Origin of the sequence: Falsochrobactrum ovis (assembly GCF_003259955.1) — a bacterium.
GTDB lineage: Bacteria > Pseudomonadota > Alphaproteobacteria > Rhizobiales > Rhizobiaceae > Brucella > Brucella ovis_A.
In genome coordinates, this window is sequence record NZ_QLMK01000023.1 from 1 (window position 1) to 17,188 (window position 17,188).

Sequence of the window (17,188 nt, forward strand, 5' to 3'; positions counted from 1 at the left end):
TGCGGTTAACGAAGATGATCCCGCTCAGAACGCGCCGATCATCGACGCGCTGGCGACCATGGCTCTTGGGGAAATAAGGACGAAGACGAGCCATTGGCTCGTCCGTCAGCCAAAATAAATTGCTCATGATTCAGGCTCCTGCACTGCCCTCTGAACCATAGACATCACGTCAAATCAATGGGTCCTGAACCTAGCTCTTGCTTCAGAAACCGGGTTATTTCGGCTTTCGTACGGATGAGCTTGCGTGCAAGGCAGACGCCCGGCGGCTCACTTCAGATTTCTGCTGCCATACGCTGAAGCTGGCAACTTAATACTTTCGCACTTTCCGGAGAGCGATCCGGGGGCTCATCTTTGGACCATGAACATCTCATGAAAAAGCTGTTCCGATCTGACGATCCCCTTGTCCGTAAGCCAGACGGATTTCGCTTTGTTGACCGGATTGCCGATGAAGCCCTTCTCGTGCAGTCGGTTCATCGCGCTCCAGTCGAATCCCTTCCATGCTCGGCCGTCCCCGTCGAGCGTCAGGTAGAGCAGCGCGAGAATCGCATCGTCGATCCTGTCCTTGTCGATCTCCATTGCGCGATGTTCTCCCGATTCCAGAGCATCCTTATTATACGCTACAGTATCCCATATGCCGCACGGGTGCGACGCGGGGCTTTCATTTCATGCACGAGCGGTTCTTCGATGGTCCCTGCCCCCTCCGGGCAATGGGATTTTTGGAGACGATGGCGCTCAAACGCAGCAGGATCAACATTGAGGTCTTTGGACCTCCGACCTCGTCGGAACCGGCGCGGAACGGCGGCAGTCGCGCCGACGAAGCGGTCATGATCCTCACCCGGCTGCTCGGCTGCCAGATCGCCCGCGAGCAGTTCGAGCGCAAGCTGGCGCTGGAACGCAGGGTACAGAAGAAGCGCCCAGCAGGCGAGGATGCGTGATGCCTATGGTTTCAGGCACCGGGTTTGTTCAGGATGCAGCCATAGCCATTGTCGATTCCATTTCTTTCCAGCGCAGTCACGAAGAATTCCTACATCAGGCGCCACACAAGCCAGTAGAGATCACCCGACGCGGCCGCCGCGAGTTCGTCCTGATGAACATCGAACACCATGACTGGTTTCGGACAACTTCTCTGCGACGTCACCGCACAGCGGAAGCTGCCGATATCGTCATCGACGCGGTGGAGCGCGCAGCGATGAACGCCGGTCTCATGCCGCTGGACGCCCCGCTCGGATAGGCGATCAGAGCGCCCCGCAGGTCGGTCATCGCCTCGTCGCGACACCCGCGCCGGGGCATTCACATATTCTTCTTGTGACCGTTTTGGTCCCGTGATATAGGTACGCTATGAGGATCATTGCCCGCCGCACCTTGCGGCAGTTCGTCGACAGCCTCGCGGGGCAGAAGGACCAGCCGGCGGTCAAGGCCGCGCTCGACGCCTGGTTCGACGAAGTCAGCAAGGCGGACTGGAAGAGTTCGGCGGATGTGAAGCGGCTCTACGCGACGGCCAGCATCGTCAGCGCCGAACGCATCGTCTTCAACATCAAGGGCAACGATTATCGCCTCGTGGTGGCGGTCGACTTCGAGAAGGCCATCGTCTGGATCAAGTGGATTGGCACGCACAAGGCATATGACGGGATCGACGTGACGGAGGTCAGACATGGCGACTGAGCTGAAGCCCATCCGAACCGAGGCGGATTACGATGCGGCGCTTGCCGAAGTGGAGCGGCTGTGGGGCGCGAAGAGCGGCACGCCGGATGGCGACCGGCTCGACGTGCTGGCGACACTGATCGAGGTTTATGAAGCGAAGAACTATCCGATGGATCCGCCCGACCCGATCAAGGCGATCCGGTTCCGCATGGAGCAGCAGGGACTGACCCGCAAGGATCTTGAACCGATGATCGGCCCGCGCAACCGGGTGGCCGATGTCCTGAACCGCAAGCGGGGACTGTCCATCGAGATGATCCGGCAGTTGCACGACCATCTGGGCATCTCGGCCGAGGTGCTGATCCGGCCGAGCCGCTTCGACAAGGTTGCCTGAAGGAGGCTATGCCATGACGCGCGTCGCCCTTTATGCCCGCTATTCCTCCGACAACCAGCGCGAGGCGTCGATTGAAGACCAGTTCCGGATTTGCCGGGAGCAGGCAAAGCGCGAGAAGTGGAAAGTCGTTGGCACCTACAAGGATGCGGGGATTTCCGGGGCGAGCATGATCCTGCGGCCCGGCATTCAGATGCTGTTGCAGGACGCGCAGGCAGGAAAGTTCGACGTGGTATTGGCCGAGGCGCTGGACCGTATCAGCCGCGACCAGGCCGATGTGGCGACACTGTTCAAGCATCTGAAGTTCGCCGGCGTGCCTGTCGTCACGCTGGCCGAGGGCGAGATCAGCGAGTTGCACGTCGGCCTCAAGGGGACGATGAACGCGCTGTTCCTCAAGGACCTTGCTGCCAAGACCCGCCGCGGCATCCGTGGACGTGTCGAGGAAGGCAAGTCGGGCGGCGGGCTTTGCTATGGCTACAGGGTCGTCAAACAACTCGATGCGCGCGGCGATCCGATCCGGGGCGACCGCCAGATCGACGCGGCCGAGGCCAATGTCGTGCGACGCATCTTCCGCGAGTTTGCCGCTGGCATCGGCCCGCGCAGCATTGCGTGCAGGCTGAACGAGGAAGGCGTGCCCGGCCCGAATGGCAAGCCGTGGAGCGACACCACCATCCGCGGCCACGTGAAGCGCGGCACCGGCATCATCAACAATGAACTCTATATCGGCCGGCTGATCTGGAACCGGCTGCGCTACGTCAAGGATCCGTCAACCGGCAAGCGTGTCTCCCGGCTCAACCCCGTGGCGGAATGGATCGTCAGGGAGGTGCCGGAACTGCGGATCGTCGATGACCAACTCTGGCAGGCCGTCCGCACGCGTCAGGGCGAGATCGCCGAGAAGTTCGCCAATGTCACTGAAGCCGTCCGCGCGCATCACAAGAAGAATCGGCTGAACGGCGCGCGGCGCCCGAAGTCGCTGCTGTCCGGCCTGGTGTTCTGCGGCTGTTGCGGAGGCCCCTACTCACTTCGCGGGGCCGACCGCTTCGCCTGCTCGAACCACATCAGCAAGGGCACCTGTACAAACAGTCGCACGATCCCACGCACAGAACTCGAAGCCCGCGTGCTGACCGGCCTGAAGGAGCGGATGATGTCGCCCGAGATGGTAGGGGAGGCAATGCGTGCCTACGCTGAAGAGACGAACCGTCTGAACAGGGAACGCCGCTCCAACAGCGAAGCATAGAAAGCCGAACTGGGCAAGGTTGTCAGACAGATCGAGCAGATCGTCGAAGCCATTGCAGACGGCATGTATCATCCGTCGATGAAGGAGAAGATGGATGCGCTGGAGGCGCGCAGAGCGGAGCTGACTACACTTCTCGCCGAAGCCCCGGAAGACCCCCCCGACATTCTGCCGAGCGCAGCAGCGATCTACGCGAGGAAGGTCACCCGGCTTACTGCCGCCCTGAATCGCCCCGAAGAGCGCCAGCAGGCCGCCGATGCCCTGCGCATGCTGATCGAGAAGATCGTGCTGACGCCAGGGCCGGAACGGGGGGAACTCTACGCCACACTGCATGGCGAACTGCGCACGATCCTCGAATGGACGGAGCGGCAAGCCATTGGAAAGGCTGGGAAAACGACAAAACCCGCCGCGGGTGCGACGGGATTGTCGGTATCGTTGGTTGCGGGGGTTCGCCTTGGTTTTGGCCTGCTTTTTAAGGCCCCTGACCTCACAAACGCGGCGTAGAAACTCGTAACCCACTGATTTAACTGAATTCTGCCAGTGGGAACATTGAGAAAAACACTACGCTGATGTTGCGGGTCGTGGGCTGGAAAGCAGACCATGACACGATCTTTTGGCAACACTCCATACGGCAAGCGGGAAGCCCCTTTCTCGCTTCGCCTTACCTTCGAAGAGCGCGAACGCCTTGAACGCAGTGCGGGCAGGATGCCGCTGGCCGCATACATCAAATCTCTGCTGTTCGCAGAAGACGCACCACGATACCGCCGCGCACGGCGTTCCGTGATTGCCGATGAAAAGGCCTTGGCGGAACTGCTGGCAACGCTTGGCGCGAGTCGCGTTCCGAACAACCTGAACCAACTGGCGAAGGCTGCAAACAGCGGCAACCTGTATTTCGACCACGATACCAAGCTGGCGATCAAACGCGCCTGCGGTGACGTCGCGAATATGCGCCTGTTGCTGATGCGGGCGTTGGGTATCTCCACCCGCAACGAAAATGCGCCGCCGGAAAGCACGTCACAGAGCTTCGCGCGCGCTGCTGCACCGAAGAGGACATTTTAGATGATCCTCAAGGGTTCGCAACGTGCGGGCGCAAGGCAGCTTGCCGCGCATCTTCTGAATGATCTGGACAACGATCATGTGGCGGTGTTCGAGTTACGCGGGTTCGTGGCTGACGATCTGATGTCCGCATTGGAAGAATGCCATGCGGTTTCCACGGCAACGCGCTGCAAGCAATTCCTGTTCTCGCTTAGCCTTAATCCCCCGCAAGGGATTGTCGCCAGTGAAGAGGAATTACGGCAAGCGGCGGATCGTGCCGAAAAGGCTCTCGGCCTTGATGACCAGCCGCGCGCCATCGTCTTCCACGAAAAGAACGGCAGACGCCATGCCCATGTCGTTTGGTCGCGGATTGACCCTGAACGCCTGACGGCCATCAACCTGCCGCACTACAAGAACCGCCTCACGGCGCTGTCGCGCGAACTATACCTTGAACACGATTGGCCGTTGCCGAACGGCTTGCGGCATGACGGCGGCAAGAATCCGCTGAACCTGACTTTGGCGGAATGGCAGCAGGCGAAACGTCTGGACGCCGATCCCCGCGAAATCAAACAAGTCTTTGTCGAGGCATGGAGCCGATCGGACAGTGCCAAGGCGTTCGGGAATTCCTTGGCCGAACGCGGGTATTTCCTAGCGCGCGGCGATCGGCGCGGATTCGTCGCTATTGATGTTCATGGCGCCGTGTTTTCCGTCAGTCGATGGACGGGCGCGAAATCAAAAGATGTCCGCGAGAAGCTGGGCGATCCACAAGCCATCCCTGCCCTGCGAGACGTGCATCGTCATGTGCGCGGGCTGGTGAACGATCAGCTTCGGGGCTTCATCGCACAATTCAAACAACGTCAGAAAAACGAGATGCACCCGCTGATCGAAGAGCGGAACGCTATCAAACGCGCCCATCAGGCAGAACGCAAACTGCTTGCCGAAAAGCAGGACGAACGGTGGCAGGCGGAAAACGCCGCCCGTTCGGAACGGCTTGCCAAGGGATTGAGTGGATTCTGGCAGCGCGTGTCCGGCAAAGCCAAGGCCATCCGCGAACAGAACGAACGCGAAGCCATAGAAGCCATGCGCCGCGACCGCGCGCAGCGTGACCGTCTGGTGTTTGCCCAGATGGATGAGCGCAGAGCCCTGCAATCCAGATTCGACATCTTGCGCGAACGGCAGGTGCGTGACCGCCGCCTGATGGCGCGCGAGGTCGTCCAGTCGATGCGCCAAGCATCCCAGCTTCAAGAAAAGGAAATCCGCCGAACGCAAGAGCGGCGGCATGACCCTTCGCTTGTCCCCCGCCGCAATCGCGGTCCCTCCCATGATCTCTAGCCAGAAAGGAAGATCAATGAAGCTCGATCAGAAAACCATCCGGCTCGCCGTTGCGATAGCCGCGTCTATCTTGGTCATTTTCCTGTCGATCGCCATGAAGTCATCATTGCCGCCTCCGCGCGATATGTTCGGCTACAGAGTGCCGGACACTACACATTGGCGGATGCTGGCAATCATCGCATCCGGTGCCGCCGGGTTCGGGCTTGGGTGGTTTATCTCCCCCCAAGGACGCCCCTTCCGGTTATTCGTCTTCGCCCTTCTGGCGATCGGGCTTTTCCTTGTCGTCTATCTCGATAACGGGGCGGTCGGATGGGGACTGACGCCCATTGCCAGTGTTGCCGCTTTTGCAATCGGGCTGGGGTATTGGCTGCGCTCCGTCGTCACCCGCCTGACCGAAATGCCGACCACGTTCGGATCAGCGCAATGGGCCGACAACGATCACCTTATCAACAATGATGTTATCGGAACGGACGGGATTCGTCTTGGTCATCGTCATGAAGACGGTGCCAAGCTGCCGCTTCGTTACAAGGGCGACCGCCATATCCTGACCTGCGCCCCAAACCGATCGGGCAAGGGTACGACCGCCATTGTTCCGAACCTGCTGACCTATCCGGGTTCGGTCATCGTCATCGACCCCAAAGGCGAAAACGCCATGATGACCGCCGCGCGGCGGGAAGACATGGGGCAAGATGTCCATGTCGTTGATCCGTGGGGTATCACGGTGAGCGCAGGCCTTTCCGTTTCCCGGTTCAACCCGCTCGATCTGCTGGTGCCGGGGGATATCGATCTGGCCGAAAACGCGATGTTGCTGGCCGATGCCATCATCATCCCGTCCGAGAACGGCAACAGCTTTTGGGACGAAGAAGCCAAAGGCAAGATTCAGGGCATCATCGGCCATGTGGCCACACATGAGGATGAGGCCGGGAACCGCCACCTTGGCCGTGTCCGCGACCTATTGCTGCTCGACGGCGACGATATGCAGACATTGCACGAACTGATGCTGCAATCGCCCTACCACTTCATCAAGAGCGCGGGCGCAAGAGCTTTGCAGCAAGATGACAAGCTGCGCGCCAACATCACGGCCACGGTGCAATCGCAGACGCATTTCCTCGATAGCCCACGCATCCGCGAAAGCCTGTCGGTGTCGGATTTCCGGTTCGAAGAACTGAAATCCAAACCGATGACGGTCTATCTTGTCCTGCCTTCCGATCGGCTGAATGCGTTTGGCCGATGGCTGCGCTTGCTGATCCAACTGGCGATCACGGTCAACGCTCGCAACATTGAAGTGCAGCCGGAACATCCTGTGCTGTTTGTCCTTGATGAGCTGCCCGCCCTTGGCCGTCTATCGATGATCGAACAGGCGTTCGGGCTGATGGCAGGTTACGGCATCCAGCTTTGGGGCGTGGTGCAAGACCTTTCCCAGCTCAAGCGCATCTACGGTGACGGGTGGGAAACCTTCATCAGCAATGCGGGCCTCGTCCAGTATTTCGGTTCCCGTGACCGGATGACGGCGGATTACTTCTCTGCCCTGTGCGGACAAACAACCGTCTGGAACGTCAGCTCGGCAATCTCGCGGGCGATCGGATCGACCAGCGGTAAAAGCGCCAGCCATTCGGAGACGACGACCAGTTCCGACACCACGGCGGCGGCCATGCGCAAGCTGGCCTATCCGGACGAGCTGATGCGCCTGCCGCGCGGCAAGCAGTTGCTGTTCATCGACAATTTGAACCCGATCCAGAGCTATCGGACGCCGTGGTTCATGGATGAGAACCTGCGCGATCTTGGTCGGAATCTCCGCACCTGACCTATCGGGAAGCGGTACGCCGCTTCCCTCCCCTTCACTATGACACGCAACACCAGCCAGAAGGAGAGTGCAATGTTGCACATGCCTGACAGGGATTATCCGAAGTTCAAAGTCGGCCTGCGTTTGACGTTTGACGAATTGTGCAAAGCGGCGGCGGTCGGCGGGTATTTCATCCCGACGAACTATTATCGCGACCATTTCCGGCACATGCAGCGGTGCGACTACGCGGCCACATTGACCAAGGATTATGCCCGTATCGGCCTGCGCCAAGGACTGCATCAGGCCTTTGACTTGGAATTTCCGCAGCCGTTTGCCGACGACATTGCCTATAGCGCAGCGGACAACATTCTGCGGTTGCCTGTCCGCGAATGGAAGGAATGGTGAATATGGCAGAGCATCCGAAGAAGCCGTTCACCCTTGCGGCCAATCCAGAACAGGAATTGGAAAATATCCGCGACAAGGACAACGGCGATCCGAAACCGCCTCCGCCACGCATCGTCAAATTCCCGCGTCGGAATCTCGCTCCATCGGGAATGCAGGGGATTAAACGGGGTTTGCCTTCGCCTGCCCCGCAAAAAGCAGAAAAGGAACCGCCGAAATCAGGCGATCTGACAAGGGCCTTCACATCGTTGGTGCGCTCGCAACAAGACAAGGACCGCGACATAGACCGATAGCATGAAGCCGTTGGGAATATGTTCCGATACACGTAACAGTCCATGACCTGATATATTCAGGTCATGGATCATCATAAATTTATGGAATATCTGCGCCATGTTCCGAACCATCCGTCAAACAAGGTCGTGGCGCGCGTTTACAAGAATGCCAAAGGCGTCGATGAATTCATCTGGCTACACCAATGTTATTGGGATTATGTCGAATGGCTTGAGGCGAGAGGCGACATCAACTTTTCCGAATGGGTTGTCCATTGCGACAATAATCCGTTCGAGGATTGGACGTTATCGCACCTGTTGATGTACTGGCTCTGGCTTGATGAATGCGGACGCTTTCGCCAAGGTCTGCCGACACCGAATCCATATCCACCGATGGGATATGAAGGTTGGGCGGATGAGTACCACGGAAATCAAGCGTGATCTCTATTGGCCTTCACGAGTTCGTTGAAGATCGTCACGTTTCACGTCTTCTCTTGCGGTATTGACCACATTTCTGCTCGTTCCGAAAAAGAGGCGCATCACCTTACCGCCTCTTTCGACGCGTCTTCCCGCCTCATTCGCGGGGTTAAACAATATGTCATCACCGAATTTTTGAAATGCCGCTTCTGCCCGTTCACGATCTGACGTTCCTCCCCTAATCGCATCAGAAGGTGAGGAAAATGCGGGGTAAACGAAAAACGCGTTGAGAGCCAACGCATATAGGGTTCTATAGGCCCCTTTTTGAACGCTCGGCCTACAAAAATAGGGACGCAAGAAAATTCTATCGTTTGCAAGGCGTTTGATGTGCCGGCGATGCGGCTGTGTCGGCAGAGAATGAACAGGTCCCTATCAGGAGAACACTCGATCAATCACCGTTCCGCACCGCCGGCACATCAAATGCCTCTCATTCGGAAAAGAAAAATTCCGCACACGCCTATTCTTCCGCTTCCCCAACAAGCGCCTTTTTCTCATCGGCAATCCCCTCAAGGGTCAGCCAGAGAAACACTGCCTCCCGATATGTGACGTTTCTGAACTGGCTCGCGGCCGTGGCTACCGCTTCGCGCGCAAGGTGCCGTTCATGCGGTCGCGCCTCGCGCCTTTCTTTCATCAGCACGGCCAGGACGGCGCGCAATTCGATCAGCTCGTGCGGGTCGTTGACCGTTGGTGGAGCCATTTCGCATTTGGAGCGCATCGCTGCGGGAAGCAGGATCCGTAATCCCGTTTGGAATAGTCGCGCTGCCGCGGGTTCGCCGCCGACCTCATTCAAAATTTCAATCTCGTCCTCAAGAGCTGTCCGAAATAAGTTAAAGGGCATATTCCTCCTAAATATTAAGACATGGATACTTGATGTGACGGCGGATCGGACTGTGGGTAGAGTTCAAAAGGACTAATTATGAACTTCCTCACCGCCGCCACATCAAATTTCCTAGGTACATTGTTTCCATTATTCAAAAATCTACTGGCAATTATAGAGAAAACCCATCCGGGGCGCACCGCCGAAAGTCCCACATGGGCTGGGGAAAACGGAGCTATATCCCTTTTGCCCAATAGGAGAACAGGACGTCCCATTGAAGACTGTGGAATGTCCATTTCCAAGATTTACGGCTCCCGGCGGGGGCGAGATGACTTTTATGCCAGAGTCGTTCCCACCAGTGCACCCAGAGTCATAAGCCGCCCACACTCCTCCTGTGGGGCAGGCCTGTGTGTTACAAGATTGTGCCGTGGCGGGCTTTGGATTGGTACAATAGCTGTCGGCCACCATGACACCGTCGCTGCGCCTGCACGTCACGGATCGGGTTTGTGTGCCGCCGCCGCAAGTCGCGCTGCAACTTCCCCACCCCCCGATTTGCCAGCTATAGGTATAGGTTGGCGGACATGCTGCCATTGTCAGGCCATTTGGATTGTCGATCACGCTTTGCCATTCGCCCGCCGTCTTGGTGGGGATCATGGCGGTGTACGGCGCGGCGGTCGGGTTCGTCACCTGACGGCACTTGCCATGCTCGTTGATCGTTTCCGTTGTGCCGACGGCAACAAGATAGCTGTCGGCCGCGAAAGAGTGGGCCGGGACAAAGATCAGCAGCAGAAGTGCCAGAAGGCCAATTCTCACCGCGCCTCCTTGGTCAGAGCGCGAATTTCATGGCGCAGATTGTCGTTATCCGCCTGCAAGGTTCGCACAGCTTCGGCCAGGTCGTCATTGTCCGCCTTGAGTTGCTTCACTGCCTCGATTAACGGGGCGACAAGCTGATCGTATTCGACCGTCTTGAAGCCCTCTCCGTTAATGCCGATCGCATCGGGCATGACGGCTTCGACATCCTGGGCGATCACGCCATAGGCTGGTTTGCGGCTGTCCTTCCAGACGAACCGCTTGCCCTCGATGCCGTCGAGCAATGCGAAAGGATCAGAGATCCGTTCGATATCGGTTTTTAGATTGCGATCGGAGGAATGATAATAGGCCGCGGCCGTTATAGGGCCTCCCGCATTTACCCCACCCGACAGGGTTAGATTTGCATTCACAGGCGTCGCTGAATCTGACCTTGCGGTAAGGTGGAGGGTATCGTTGCTATCATTCCAAGAAAGGCGCGCGTATCGTCCGTCAGGATACAAATCAGGATATGCGGAGAAATCGATAAATCCGTTGGTGTTAGGGCTAGTTGTGGCTGTTCCCGGACGGATCAAACTCAAACCACCCCCGGTCCTGAGAATGGCGCTTGTGCTCTCTGATGGATCTGTCACCCGGACACCCTCTGCCAAACCCGCTGAAGTTGTGTTTGACGCTTCCAGATGCATTTTATGTGTGGGGTTATTGGTCCCAATCCCAACGTTTCCATTGGGAAATGATACGTAAGTTATTGCAGATGAGGCAGGCTGTCGTTTTATCTCTATAGCTTGGGTTGCAACGGTTTTATCGTCGGTAATAGCTTCGAGAAGCCACGTCCAACTAGCAGTGCGGGCTCGCCAATAGCGAGCTCCGGAACTGTGTGTCCTATACCAAGTAATCGTCGGTGATAATGCTCCCTCGGCCTCTACGGTCAGACCGACCGGCGTCTTACCGTTAATAAGACCCTTTGCCTTGACGTGTAGGTAATCGGCAGGTTCCGTAATGCCGATTCCCACACGGCCGTTAGAGGCGACAAATACACCTTCGTTCCCACCATCACCTGACAACCAGTTTCCATTAAGCCGAAGATTCTGTGTTGCAGTGTGGTTGCCGAGATCGTCGTTACCGCCGCCCGAATTATCGCCCGCACAGACCCAACCGTCGGAACTGTGCCATTTTATGATCTGACCGGCCGAGCATGACAGATCTCCGATATCGCTCAAATTCCCCAGGCCCGCGGACGTGATGCAATTCGCGCCTGTCTGGTCGCAATATTGTGGCGCGTTGACCTTGCCGAGCCGTACGGAAAGATCACCATTGAACACCTGAACATTCAAACGGCGGCTCTGATCCCCGAGAATCCGTAGTGTGTTGGTGCCGCTATTCGCACCACCCCCAAGGCCAAGGGCAATATCGCCGGCGTCCCACCCGTTCGCCGTATTCACAGAATCTGGAAAGATGCCAAAAAACATCGCTCTATCCTGTGCATTTTTGTCGATCGGAGGGCGTGAAATGAACCTGTCGTCCGTTCGGACGACTCCGGCGACATGCAATGTGTTGGCCGGATCAGAGCGGCCGATTCCGACGCGCCCGGTAGCAAAATTCCCTTGGATGAGCGGGATCGCTCTCACGTTGCTTTGCTGGACGATGAACTGATTGGCGAGGGTGTTATCACGTCCGGCTCCGTAGCCGATAGCAACGACATTATGACCCGTATTGTTACGCCCCGCGTGTGCACCAAGAGCGGTTAAAAAATTTCCTGTGTTCTGTGAACCCGCGATATAGCCGATGGCTGTCTGAAAACTTCCTGAATTCGTATTCCCCGCCTGTCGGCCAAAAGCCACCTGATAATCGCCTGTGTTGTTAGAACCTGCGGTGTATCCGAAGACGGACTGATGGCTTCCGGTGTTGTTCTTTCCAGCGTTCACCCCAAAAGCCGATTGGCCGAGCGTGGTATTGTCGGTTCCGGCTCCGCTTCCGAAAACGGATTGATTGTCACCCGTATTGCGTCGTCCGGCATTATTGCCGAAAGCCGATTGAGAATTTCCCTCATTCTCATATCCGGCCCGCGCACCGAAGGCCGATTGGGTAGACCCTTTGTTGTAGCGTCCGGCTTCCACCCCGAATGCGGATATGGCATTGAGATTCCCCGTCGTGTCACCTCCGGCGCTCACTCCAAAAAAGGAAAGACCGCCCCCTGTTGTCGCCGCGCTTCCTGCGCGGAATCCGACAACCGTCGAAGAACCCCGATGTGCAACTGCGCCCAGTCCCAGAACAGTCGAATCTTCCTGACCACCGACGCCGAGGAAGTCCTGTCCGTCGATCTGGTACGTTTTGCCTGCGGCGATTCCGACATTGCCGTTGGCATCGACGTAAAGCCCCTCGTCCTGACCGTCACCTGAAAGCCATTTTCCGGCCAGGGCGATATTGTCCATGAACTCGACCGGTGTGCCGCCGCCCGACTTTGAGGCAAGGTAATCCGCCTTCACATAGGGGAATTCTCCCGTTCCTGTGCCTGTATCGAAGGCAAAGCCGGTGCCGCCGGCGACGTCGCCGATCTCAAGCTTTTTGTCGATCACCGCCGTTGTCGGCTCGCCGTCTTTCAGCTCCCACAAGCCGCCCGACCCCGCGACGGCGGCGGCATAGGTGTAGATTTGCACCAGATCGTCACCGACACCTCGCGGGTCGATGGCGATGTCGTTGGTTTCGGGGTCGCCGTCATACGGCAGACAGGGGGTTTCAAAGCGTTTGTTGGGTCCGGCCGATATGATCGCCAGGACCGCGCCTGATGTGCTGTCCTCGCCGTCGATGCGGTTAGCGGAACTGGCAGGGTCGCCATGATCCCACACGCAATAGGCATATTGAGATCCCCACGGGTCGGTGAGGATTGCACCGATATCCGCAGGAAGACATCCGCCTTCTCCGCCTGTGGGCAGGGTTATACCGCAAACAGAGTCGGAAGCCGGAACAAAGGGAACCGGCTCGATATAGCCATCGCCGTCCTCGTCACCCATTTGCGGGCGGGTTGAGGCGTTCATGACGACGACCTTGGCATTCATCAGAAGGTCATTCTGGGCCATGTTCTGGTGGGTCACTTTGGCCGCCGTGGTGATCGGCCCGCCGATCATGTTCATGGCCGAAACCCCGACGATGCCGACCATCGCGACCGTCCCCATCAACATGGCAACGATGTTTCCGTTCTTGCCGCCGAATGTCCGCATCATCGCTCTCGATCTCTTTCAGCACGGCGATTAGCGCAAAATTCCTGCACGGCCAAAGTTCTCATCACTCCGAGAAGACATCCCCATGCAGCAGCACCGATAATCATCATCCATATTTTATTAAATTCAGAAGTAGTAATTAATTCCAATAAATATTCGTTCATATAATTATAGTTCAAAATCCGTCATTTACTTATATACTATATCATATTCAATATATTGCTCAATATTGAAATAAACATCGAAGCGACGACTATATGTTGTGTTACCCATTCCCCAATCAGTGAAGCAACCATGCGTTCAAAAACAACCCATTTTGAACGGTTGCTCCATGCGCATCGGCTATGCCCGTGTATCCACCACCGAGCAAAATTCCGACCTGCAACGCCGCGCCTTGCGAGAAGCCGGTTGCGTCCAAATTTTCGAGGATCACGGCATTTCAGGTAACAAGGCAGACAGAAAGGGTCTGGCCGCAGCACTGGCTGTTGCAAGGTCCGGCGATCATCTAATTGTTTGGCGGCTGGATCGATTGGGACGATCCCTTACCCACCTGATCGGGACGATCACAGTGTTGCAGGATCGTGGCGTGGGGCTTTCTTCCCTGCGCGAGCAAATCGACACGACAAGCGCGGGCGGACGGTTCTACGTCCATATTCTTGCCGCACTGGCCGAGTTCGAGCGCGAACTGATCCGCGACCGGACGAAGGCGGGATTACAGGCCGCGAAGCTACGCGGGGTTCGGCTGGGCAGGCCGCGCAAGTTGTCGTCCGTCGATGTGGCGGAAGCAGCGGCGATGATCGCAGCGGGACAATCCCGCCAAAGTGTGGCCGCCACGTTCAACATCAGCGCCCTTACATTGCGGCGCGCCATGAATCGCCCTGCGCCCGCATCGGACGGCCTTGCGCCCTGCAAGACCGATCGGAATTTCAGAAAAGTGTGAGCTGCCGCGTTTCCTGATCGATACGTTGCCATGCCGTCGTGTGACCGGCCTCGTCCAGCCATGCCTGCACATAGGCCGTCGCATCACCGTATCGCCTGATCTCGTCACCATGCAGAAAGTGCGAGCGATAGCCGGTTTCCGATATCGGAAAGGGTGCGCGGTTCCGACTGGTGATTTCGATGTGGTCGAAGCCGCAGCCCGTCCAGTTCGGCTTATGCAAGACTGTCAGACGAATACCCTGCCAATCGATCATGGTGGTGATGGGGGCGATCATGATCGCCCCGCTTTTGCAGAAGTGTTTTCGGCACTGTCCTGCGGATGACGAAGAACGATGCGCCCGCCCAAGGGGATGACATCAAGCTGTAGCGTCATGCCCTTTTGATCCTTGTGCTGCCATGAGGCTCCGACCTTATGCCAGACAGATTTGTCGCCTTTCTGGATGACCTGCCACGCGATGAAGTCGGGGGCTTTGGTTTCGGAAGATTGATTGTTGCTGTTGCGTGCCATGATGTTGCTCCTTTGGTTTGGGTTGGCTCGTTACGCCTTTCCGAAAGACCGGCACATAGGGGCGGACGTCATGCACAACACGGGTGAGCGGCACGCGAACCGGCGCGGGCAGTGCATTGACGGCTGAACCGTGGTGGTCAGGAATTCAGGCGGATCGAAGGAAGCCACTCAATCCCATACGGGCGACATTGCGCTCCAATAGATGACAAGAAAATCGGGACCATCAGCCCCTCTTCGTCACGGCGGACGATCCATTCAGGCCAGCGATCGATATTGGCACAAGCCGGAAGATTCCGACGCGCAAGGTCATGGTCATGACCTGCTCTACTGACGTGACGCCCCAAGGGTGCAGCACCATTCGTTTGCGCCTTTCCGATCGGCCAAGGCCCGAAATGGTTCGTGCCGGTAGCCGAAAGGAGCTTTCATGCACCCGATCATCACCATCATCATCTTGGAAGGAATGTCCGATACGGACTTGCTGACGTTGTACGACGCGCTGTGGCGCGCCCTGATCCAGTCCGACATCGGCAGCGCCGACCGTCGGAACATCCTCGCCTCGATGGAAAACATCGAAACCGTGCTGCATCGCCGCCGAACATGGTGGCCGTCACCGGGGCGGTAACGCTGACCGCGCCTACCGCACCCCAGCACATAAGATGCCCTATTCGACATCGTATGCGCCAAATGATGCCGTTTTCGATATCGAAACCGACAAAGCCTTCTTGTGTTTCGATGCATTATGCGATATCATACAGCAGAAATGATGCTGAAAGCGACATCGCATGAACTATGAAGCCCAACCCATCGCCGAACGGCTGCGAGAAACGCGACAGGCCAAAGATTTGAGCCAGCGCGTCCTGAGCAAGCTTGCCGGTGTGCCCCAAGCGCAGATATCGCGCATCGAATCCGGTAGTGTTGACCTGCGGCTGTCCAGCCTGATCGCCATTGCGAACGCCCTTGATCTGGAAGTCGCATTGGTGCCGCGCAAGGCTCTGCCAGCGGTTCATTCGATTATCCGTCAGACATCCGCCGTGACATCGCCATCGGAAAAGCCGGATGCACCACGGCCCGCATACTCACTGGATGAGGACGACGATGCCTGACGTTTCCGTTCTTACCGTCCGACTTTACGATCAGGAGATAGGCACCATCACCTATGTTGGTGGGGAGCGGACCCTGTTCGCATTCAATGAGGCCTATGTCGGAAACCCCGATCGCCCGACCCTTGGCCTGCGGTTCAAGGACCAGTTCGGCGACCTGCTGACGGATTTCAGGCCGTACAAAATCAGGCTGATGCCATTCTTTTCCAATCTGCTTCCGGAAGGGCATCTGCGCAAATACCTCGCGGAGAAGGCAGGGATTCATGCCGATCGCGAATTTTTCCTGCTGTGGGTCTTGGGGCAAGACTTACCCGGCGCGATCACGGTAACGCCAGCCGATGGCGAAGCATGGCCGGACGCCGCCTATGACGAGCCGGAAGGTGAGATTGCGAAAGCGGCGGCGGAAGATGCCTTGCGCTTCTCCCTTGCCGGAGTGCAGCTTAAATTTTCGGCGGTCACTCACCCAGGCGGCGGACTGACAATTCCCGCCAGCGGCGTCGGCGGCGACTGGATCGTCAAACTTCCCTCGCGGGAATTTCCGAAAGTGCCGGAAAACGAGTTTTCGATGATGTCGCTTGCCAAGTCGGTCGGCATCAATGTTCCGTCGATTGATCTGGTCGATGTCAGCGCCATAGGAAACATGCCGGAAGGTATCGAACAGCTAGGGCAGAAGGCTTTTGTCATCGAACGGTTTGACCGGAATTCCGAAGGCGGCGTCACCCATATCGAGGATTTCGCACAGGTGTTCGGCGTCTATCCGGAAGACAAATACAAAAAGGCCAGTTTCCGGAACCTGATTTCCGTCGTCGCCGCCGAATCTGATCACGATGACATTGCCGAATTCATCCGCCGTCTGACGTTCAACGTCCTGATCGGAAACGGCGATATGCACCTTAAAAACTGGTCGCTGATCTATCCTGATCGGCGTCATGCGCGGCTTTCGCCCGCCTATGATTTCGTTTCAACGATCCCGTATATTCCGAACGATCAATCCGCCCTGACATTCAGTCGGACAAAGGATTTTGCGGGCTATACGATTGACGAGTTGGAACACCTTGCCGCAAAGGCAGCCCTGCCCCGCAAGCTTGTGACCGATACTGCAAAGGAAACGGTTTCCCTGTTCATGGATCAATGGGCATCGGAGAAGTCCCATCTGCCGATGGATGGGAAAGTTGTCGAGACAATCGACAAGCATCTTGAGAAGCTGCCGATCGTAACGGGCGCTGCATAGGGGATGG

The 17,188-nt window shown here is 57.3% G+C and carries 23 protein-coding genes and 1 pseudogene; 16 read left to right on the forward strand and 8 right to left on the reverse strand.

Features of this window, described 5'->3' with window-relative positions:
- A pseudogene (locus C7374_RS14925) lies at positions 1–127 on the reverse strand (IS5/IS1182 family transposase); the annotation flags it as partial.
- A gap of 218 nt (positions 128–345) precedes the next feature.
- Positions 346–576 carry a DUF6429 family protein gene (locus C7374_RS14930; RefSeq protein WP_111576406.1) on the reverse strand — a complete coding sequence of 77 codons (231 nt, stop codon included), beginning with the start codon at positions 574–576 and terminating at the stop codon, positions 346–348.
- A 149-nt stretch (positions 577–725) separates the two neighbouring features.
- On the opposite strand from C7374_RS14930, the gene C7374_RS14935 reads away from it, so the two are divergent.
- The 12 genes from C7374_RS14935 (at position 726) to C7374_RS14985 (ending at position 8,525) form a co-directional block, all read left to right on the forward strand.
- A complete protein-coding gene (locus C7374_RS14935) occupies positions 726–935 on the forward strand; it encodes a hypothetical protein (protein ID WP_210205154.1) in 210 nt (69 codons plus the stop codon).
- Entirely contained in the window at positions 935–1,231 is a 297-nt protein-coding gene (locus tag C7374_RS14940; protein ID WP_245412690.1) for a type II toxin-antitoxin system prevent-host-death family antitoxin, read from the forward strand. The genes C7374_RS14935 and C7374_RS14940 overlap by 1 nt, the downstream gene beginning before the upstream one ends.
- Positions 1,232–1,338: 107 nt before the next feature.
- Positions 1,339–1,662 carry a type II toxin-antitoxin system HigB family toxin gene (locus C7374_RS14945; protein ID WP_111576407.1) on the forward strand — a complete coding sequence of 108 codons (324 nt, stop codon included), beginning with the start codon at positions 1,339–1,341 and terminating at the stop codon, positions 1,660–1,662.
- Positions 1,652–2,032, forward strand: a complete 381-nt coding sequence (locus tag C7374_RS14950) for a helix-turn-helix domain-containing protein (RefSeq protein ID WP_111576408.1) — start codon at positions 1,652–1,654, stop codon at positions 2,030–2,032. The genes C7374_RS14945 and C7374_RS14950 overlap by 11 nt, the downstream gene beginning before the upstream one ends.
- 13 nt (positions 2,033–2,045) lie before the next feature.
- On the forward strand, positions 2,046–3,266 hold the full coding sequence (locus tag C7374_RS14955) for a recombinase family protein (protein ID WP_245412691.1): 1,221 nt from the start codon (positions 2,046–2,048) through the stop codon (positions 3,264–3,266).
- Between the two features lie 63 nt (positions 3,267–3,329).
- Positions 3,330–3,767, forward strand: a complete 438-nt coding sequence (locus tag C7374_RS16455; protein ID WP_245412692.1) for a DNA resolvase — start codon at positions 3,330–3,332, stop codon at positions 3,765–3,767.
- A 96-nt stretch (positions 3,768–3,863) separates the two neighbouring features.
- Positions 3,864–4,322, forward strand: a complete 459-nt coding sequence (locus tag C7374_RS14960; protein WP_210205155.1) for a MobC domain-containing protein — start codon at positions 3,864–3,866, stop codon at positions 4,320–4,322.
- Positions 4,323–5,630, forward strand: coding sequence for a relaxase/mobilization nuclease domain-containing protein (locus C7374_RS14965; protein ID WP_111576409.1), 1,308 nt, complete (start codon positions 4,323–4,325; stop codon positions 5,628–5,630).
- Positions 5,631–5,646: 16 nt separating this feature from the next.
- Positions 5,647–7,434 carry a type IV secretory system conjugative DNA transfer family protein gene (locus C7374_RS14970; protein WP_158527864.1) on the forward strand — a complete coding sequence of 596 codons (1,788 nt, stop codon included), beginning with the start codon at positions 5,647–5,649 and terminating at the stop codon, positions 7,432–7,434.
- 72 nt (positions 7,435–7,506) lie between these two features.
- Positions 7,507–7,818 (forward strand): hypothetical protein, encoded by a 312-nt coding sequence (locus C7374_RS14975; RefSeq protein ID WP_111576411.1) that lies wholly within the window; start codon positions 7,507–7,509, stop codon positions 7,816–7,818.
- Between the two features lie 2 nt (positions 7,819–7,820).
- Positions 7,821–8,108, forward strand: a complete 288-nt coding sequence (locus C7374_RS14980; protein WP_146612752.1) for a hypothetical protein — start codon at positions 7,821–7,823, stop codon at positions 8,106–8,108.
- A gap of 63 nt (positions 8,109–8,171) precedes the next feature.
- Positions 8,172–8,525, forward strand: coding sequence for a hypothetical protein (locus C7374_RS14985; RefSeq protein ID WP_111576413.1), 354 nt, complete (start codon positions 8,172–8,174; stop codon positions 8,523–8,525).
- A gap of 493 nt (positions 8,526–9,018) precedes the next feature.
- Here the strand turns inward: C7374_RS14985 and C7374_RS14990 are convergent, their stop codons facing one another.
- The 3 genes from C7374_RS14990 to C7374_RS15000 all read right to left on the reverse strand — a co-directional run bounded on the left by C7374_RS14990 (position 9,019) and on the right by C7374_RS15000 (position 13,220).
- Positions 9,019–9,399 carry a hypothetical protein gene (locus tag C7374_RS14990; protein ID WP_111576414.1) on the reverse strand — a complete coding sequence of 127 codons (381 nt, stop codon included), beginning with the start codon at positions 9,397–9,399 and terminating at the stop codon, positions 9,019–9,021.
- Positions 9,400–9,540: 141 nt separating this feature from the next.
- Complete coding sequence (locus tag C7374_RS16610; protein WP_374850714.1) at positions 9,541–10,032, reverse strand: thrombospondin type-1 domain-containing protein; 492 nt, start codon at positions 10,030–10,032, stop codon at positions 9,541–9,543.
- Between the two features lie 155 nt (positions 10,033–10,187).
- The gene (locus tag C7374_RS15000) at positions 10,188–13,220 is read right to left on the reverse strand and encodes a tail fiber domain-containing protein (RefSeq protein WP_158527867.1); all 3,033 of its coding nucleotides are present in this window, start codon (positions 13,218–13,220) and stop codon (positions 10,188–10,190) included.
- On the opposite strand from C7374_RS15000, the gene C7374_RS16090 reads away from it, so the two are divergent.
- Positions 13,219–13,437 (forward strand): hypothetical protein, encoded by a 219-nt coding sequence (locus C7374_RS16090; RefSeq protein WP_158527868.1) that lies wholly within the window; start codon positions 13,219–13,221, stop codon positions 13,435–13,437. The genes C7374_RS15000 and C7374_RS16090 overlap by 2 nt on opposite strands.
- Before the next feature lie 297 nt (positions 13,438–13,734).
- Complete coding sequence (locus C7374_RS15005) at positions 13,735–14,343, forward strand: recombinase family protein (protein ID WP_111576417.1); 609 nt, start codon at positions 13,735–13,737, stop codon at positions 14,341–14,343.
- Here the strand turns inward: C7374_RS15005 and C7374_RS15010 are convergent.
- From C7374_RS15010 to C7374_RS15020, 3 genes are all read right to left on the reverse strand, one after another.
- Entirely contained in the window at positions 14,330–14,617 is a 288-nt protein-coding gene (locus C7374_RS15010) for a hypothetical protein (RefSeq protein ID WP_210205156.1), read from the reverse strand. The two genes, C7374_RS15005 and C7374_RS15010, sit on opposite strands and share 14 nt — an antisense overlap.
- Entirely contained in the window at positions 14,614–14,850 is a 237-nt protein-coding gene (locus C7374_RS15015) for a hypothetical protein (protein ID WP_111576418.1), read from the reverse strand. Before C7374_RS15015 ends, C7374_RS15010 begins: the two co-directional genes overlap by 4 nt.
- A gap of 223 nt (positions 14,851–15,073) precedes the next feature.
- On the reverse strand, positions 15,074–15,436 hold the full coding sequence (locus C7374_RS15020) for a hypothetical protein (protein WP_111576419.1): 363 nt from the start codon (positions 15,434–15,436) through the stop codon (positions 15,074–15,076).
- Positions 15,437–15,632: 196 nt separating this feature from the next.
- Here C7374_RS15020 and C7374_RS15025 point away from each other — a divergent pair, with 196 nt between their 5' ends.
- Both C7374_RS15025 and C7374_RS15030 read left to right on the forward strand, forming a co-directional pair.
- Positions 15,633–15,953 (forward strand): helix-turn-helix domain-containing protein, encoded by a 321-nt coding sequence (locus C7374_RS15025; protein ID WP_111576420.1) that lies wholly within the window; start codon positions 15,633–15,635, stop codon positions 15,951–15,953.
- Entirely contained in the window at positions 15,946–17,181 is a 1,236-nt protein-coding gene (locus C7374_RS15030) for a type II toxin-antitoxin system HipA family toxin (RefSeq protein WP_111576421.1), read from the forward strand. The genes C7374_RS15025 and C7374_RS15030 overlap by 8 nt, the downstream gene beginning before the upstream one ends.
- Positions 17,182–17,188 lie beyond the last annotated feature (7 nt).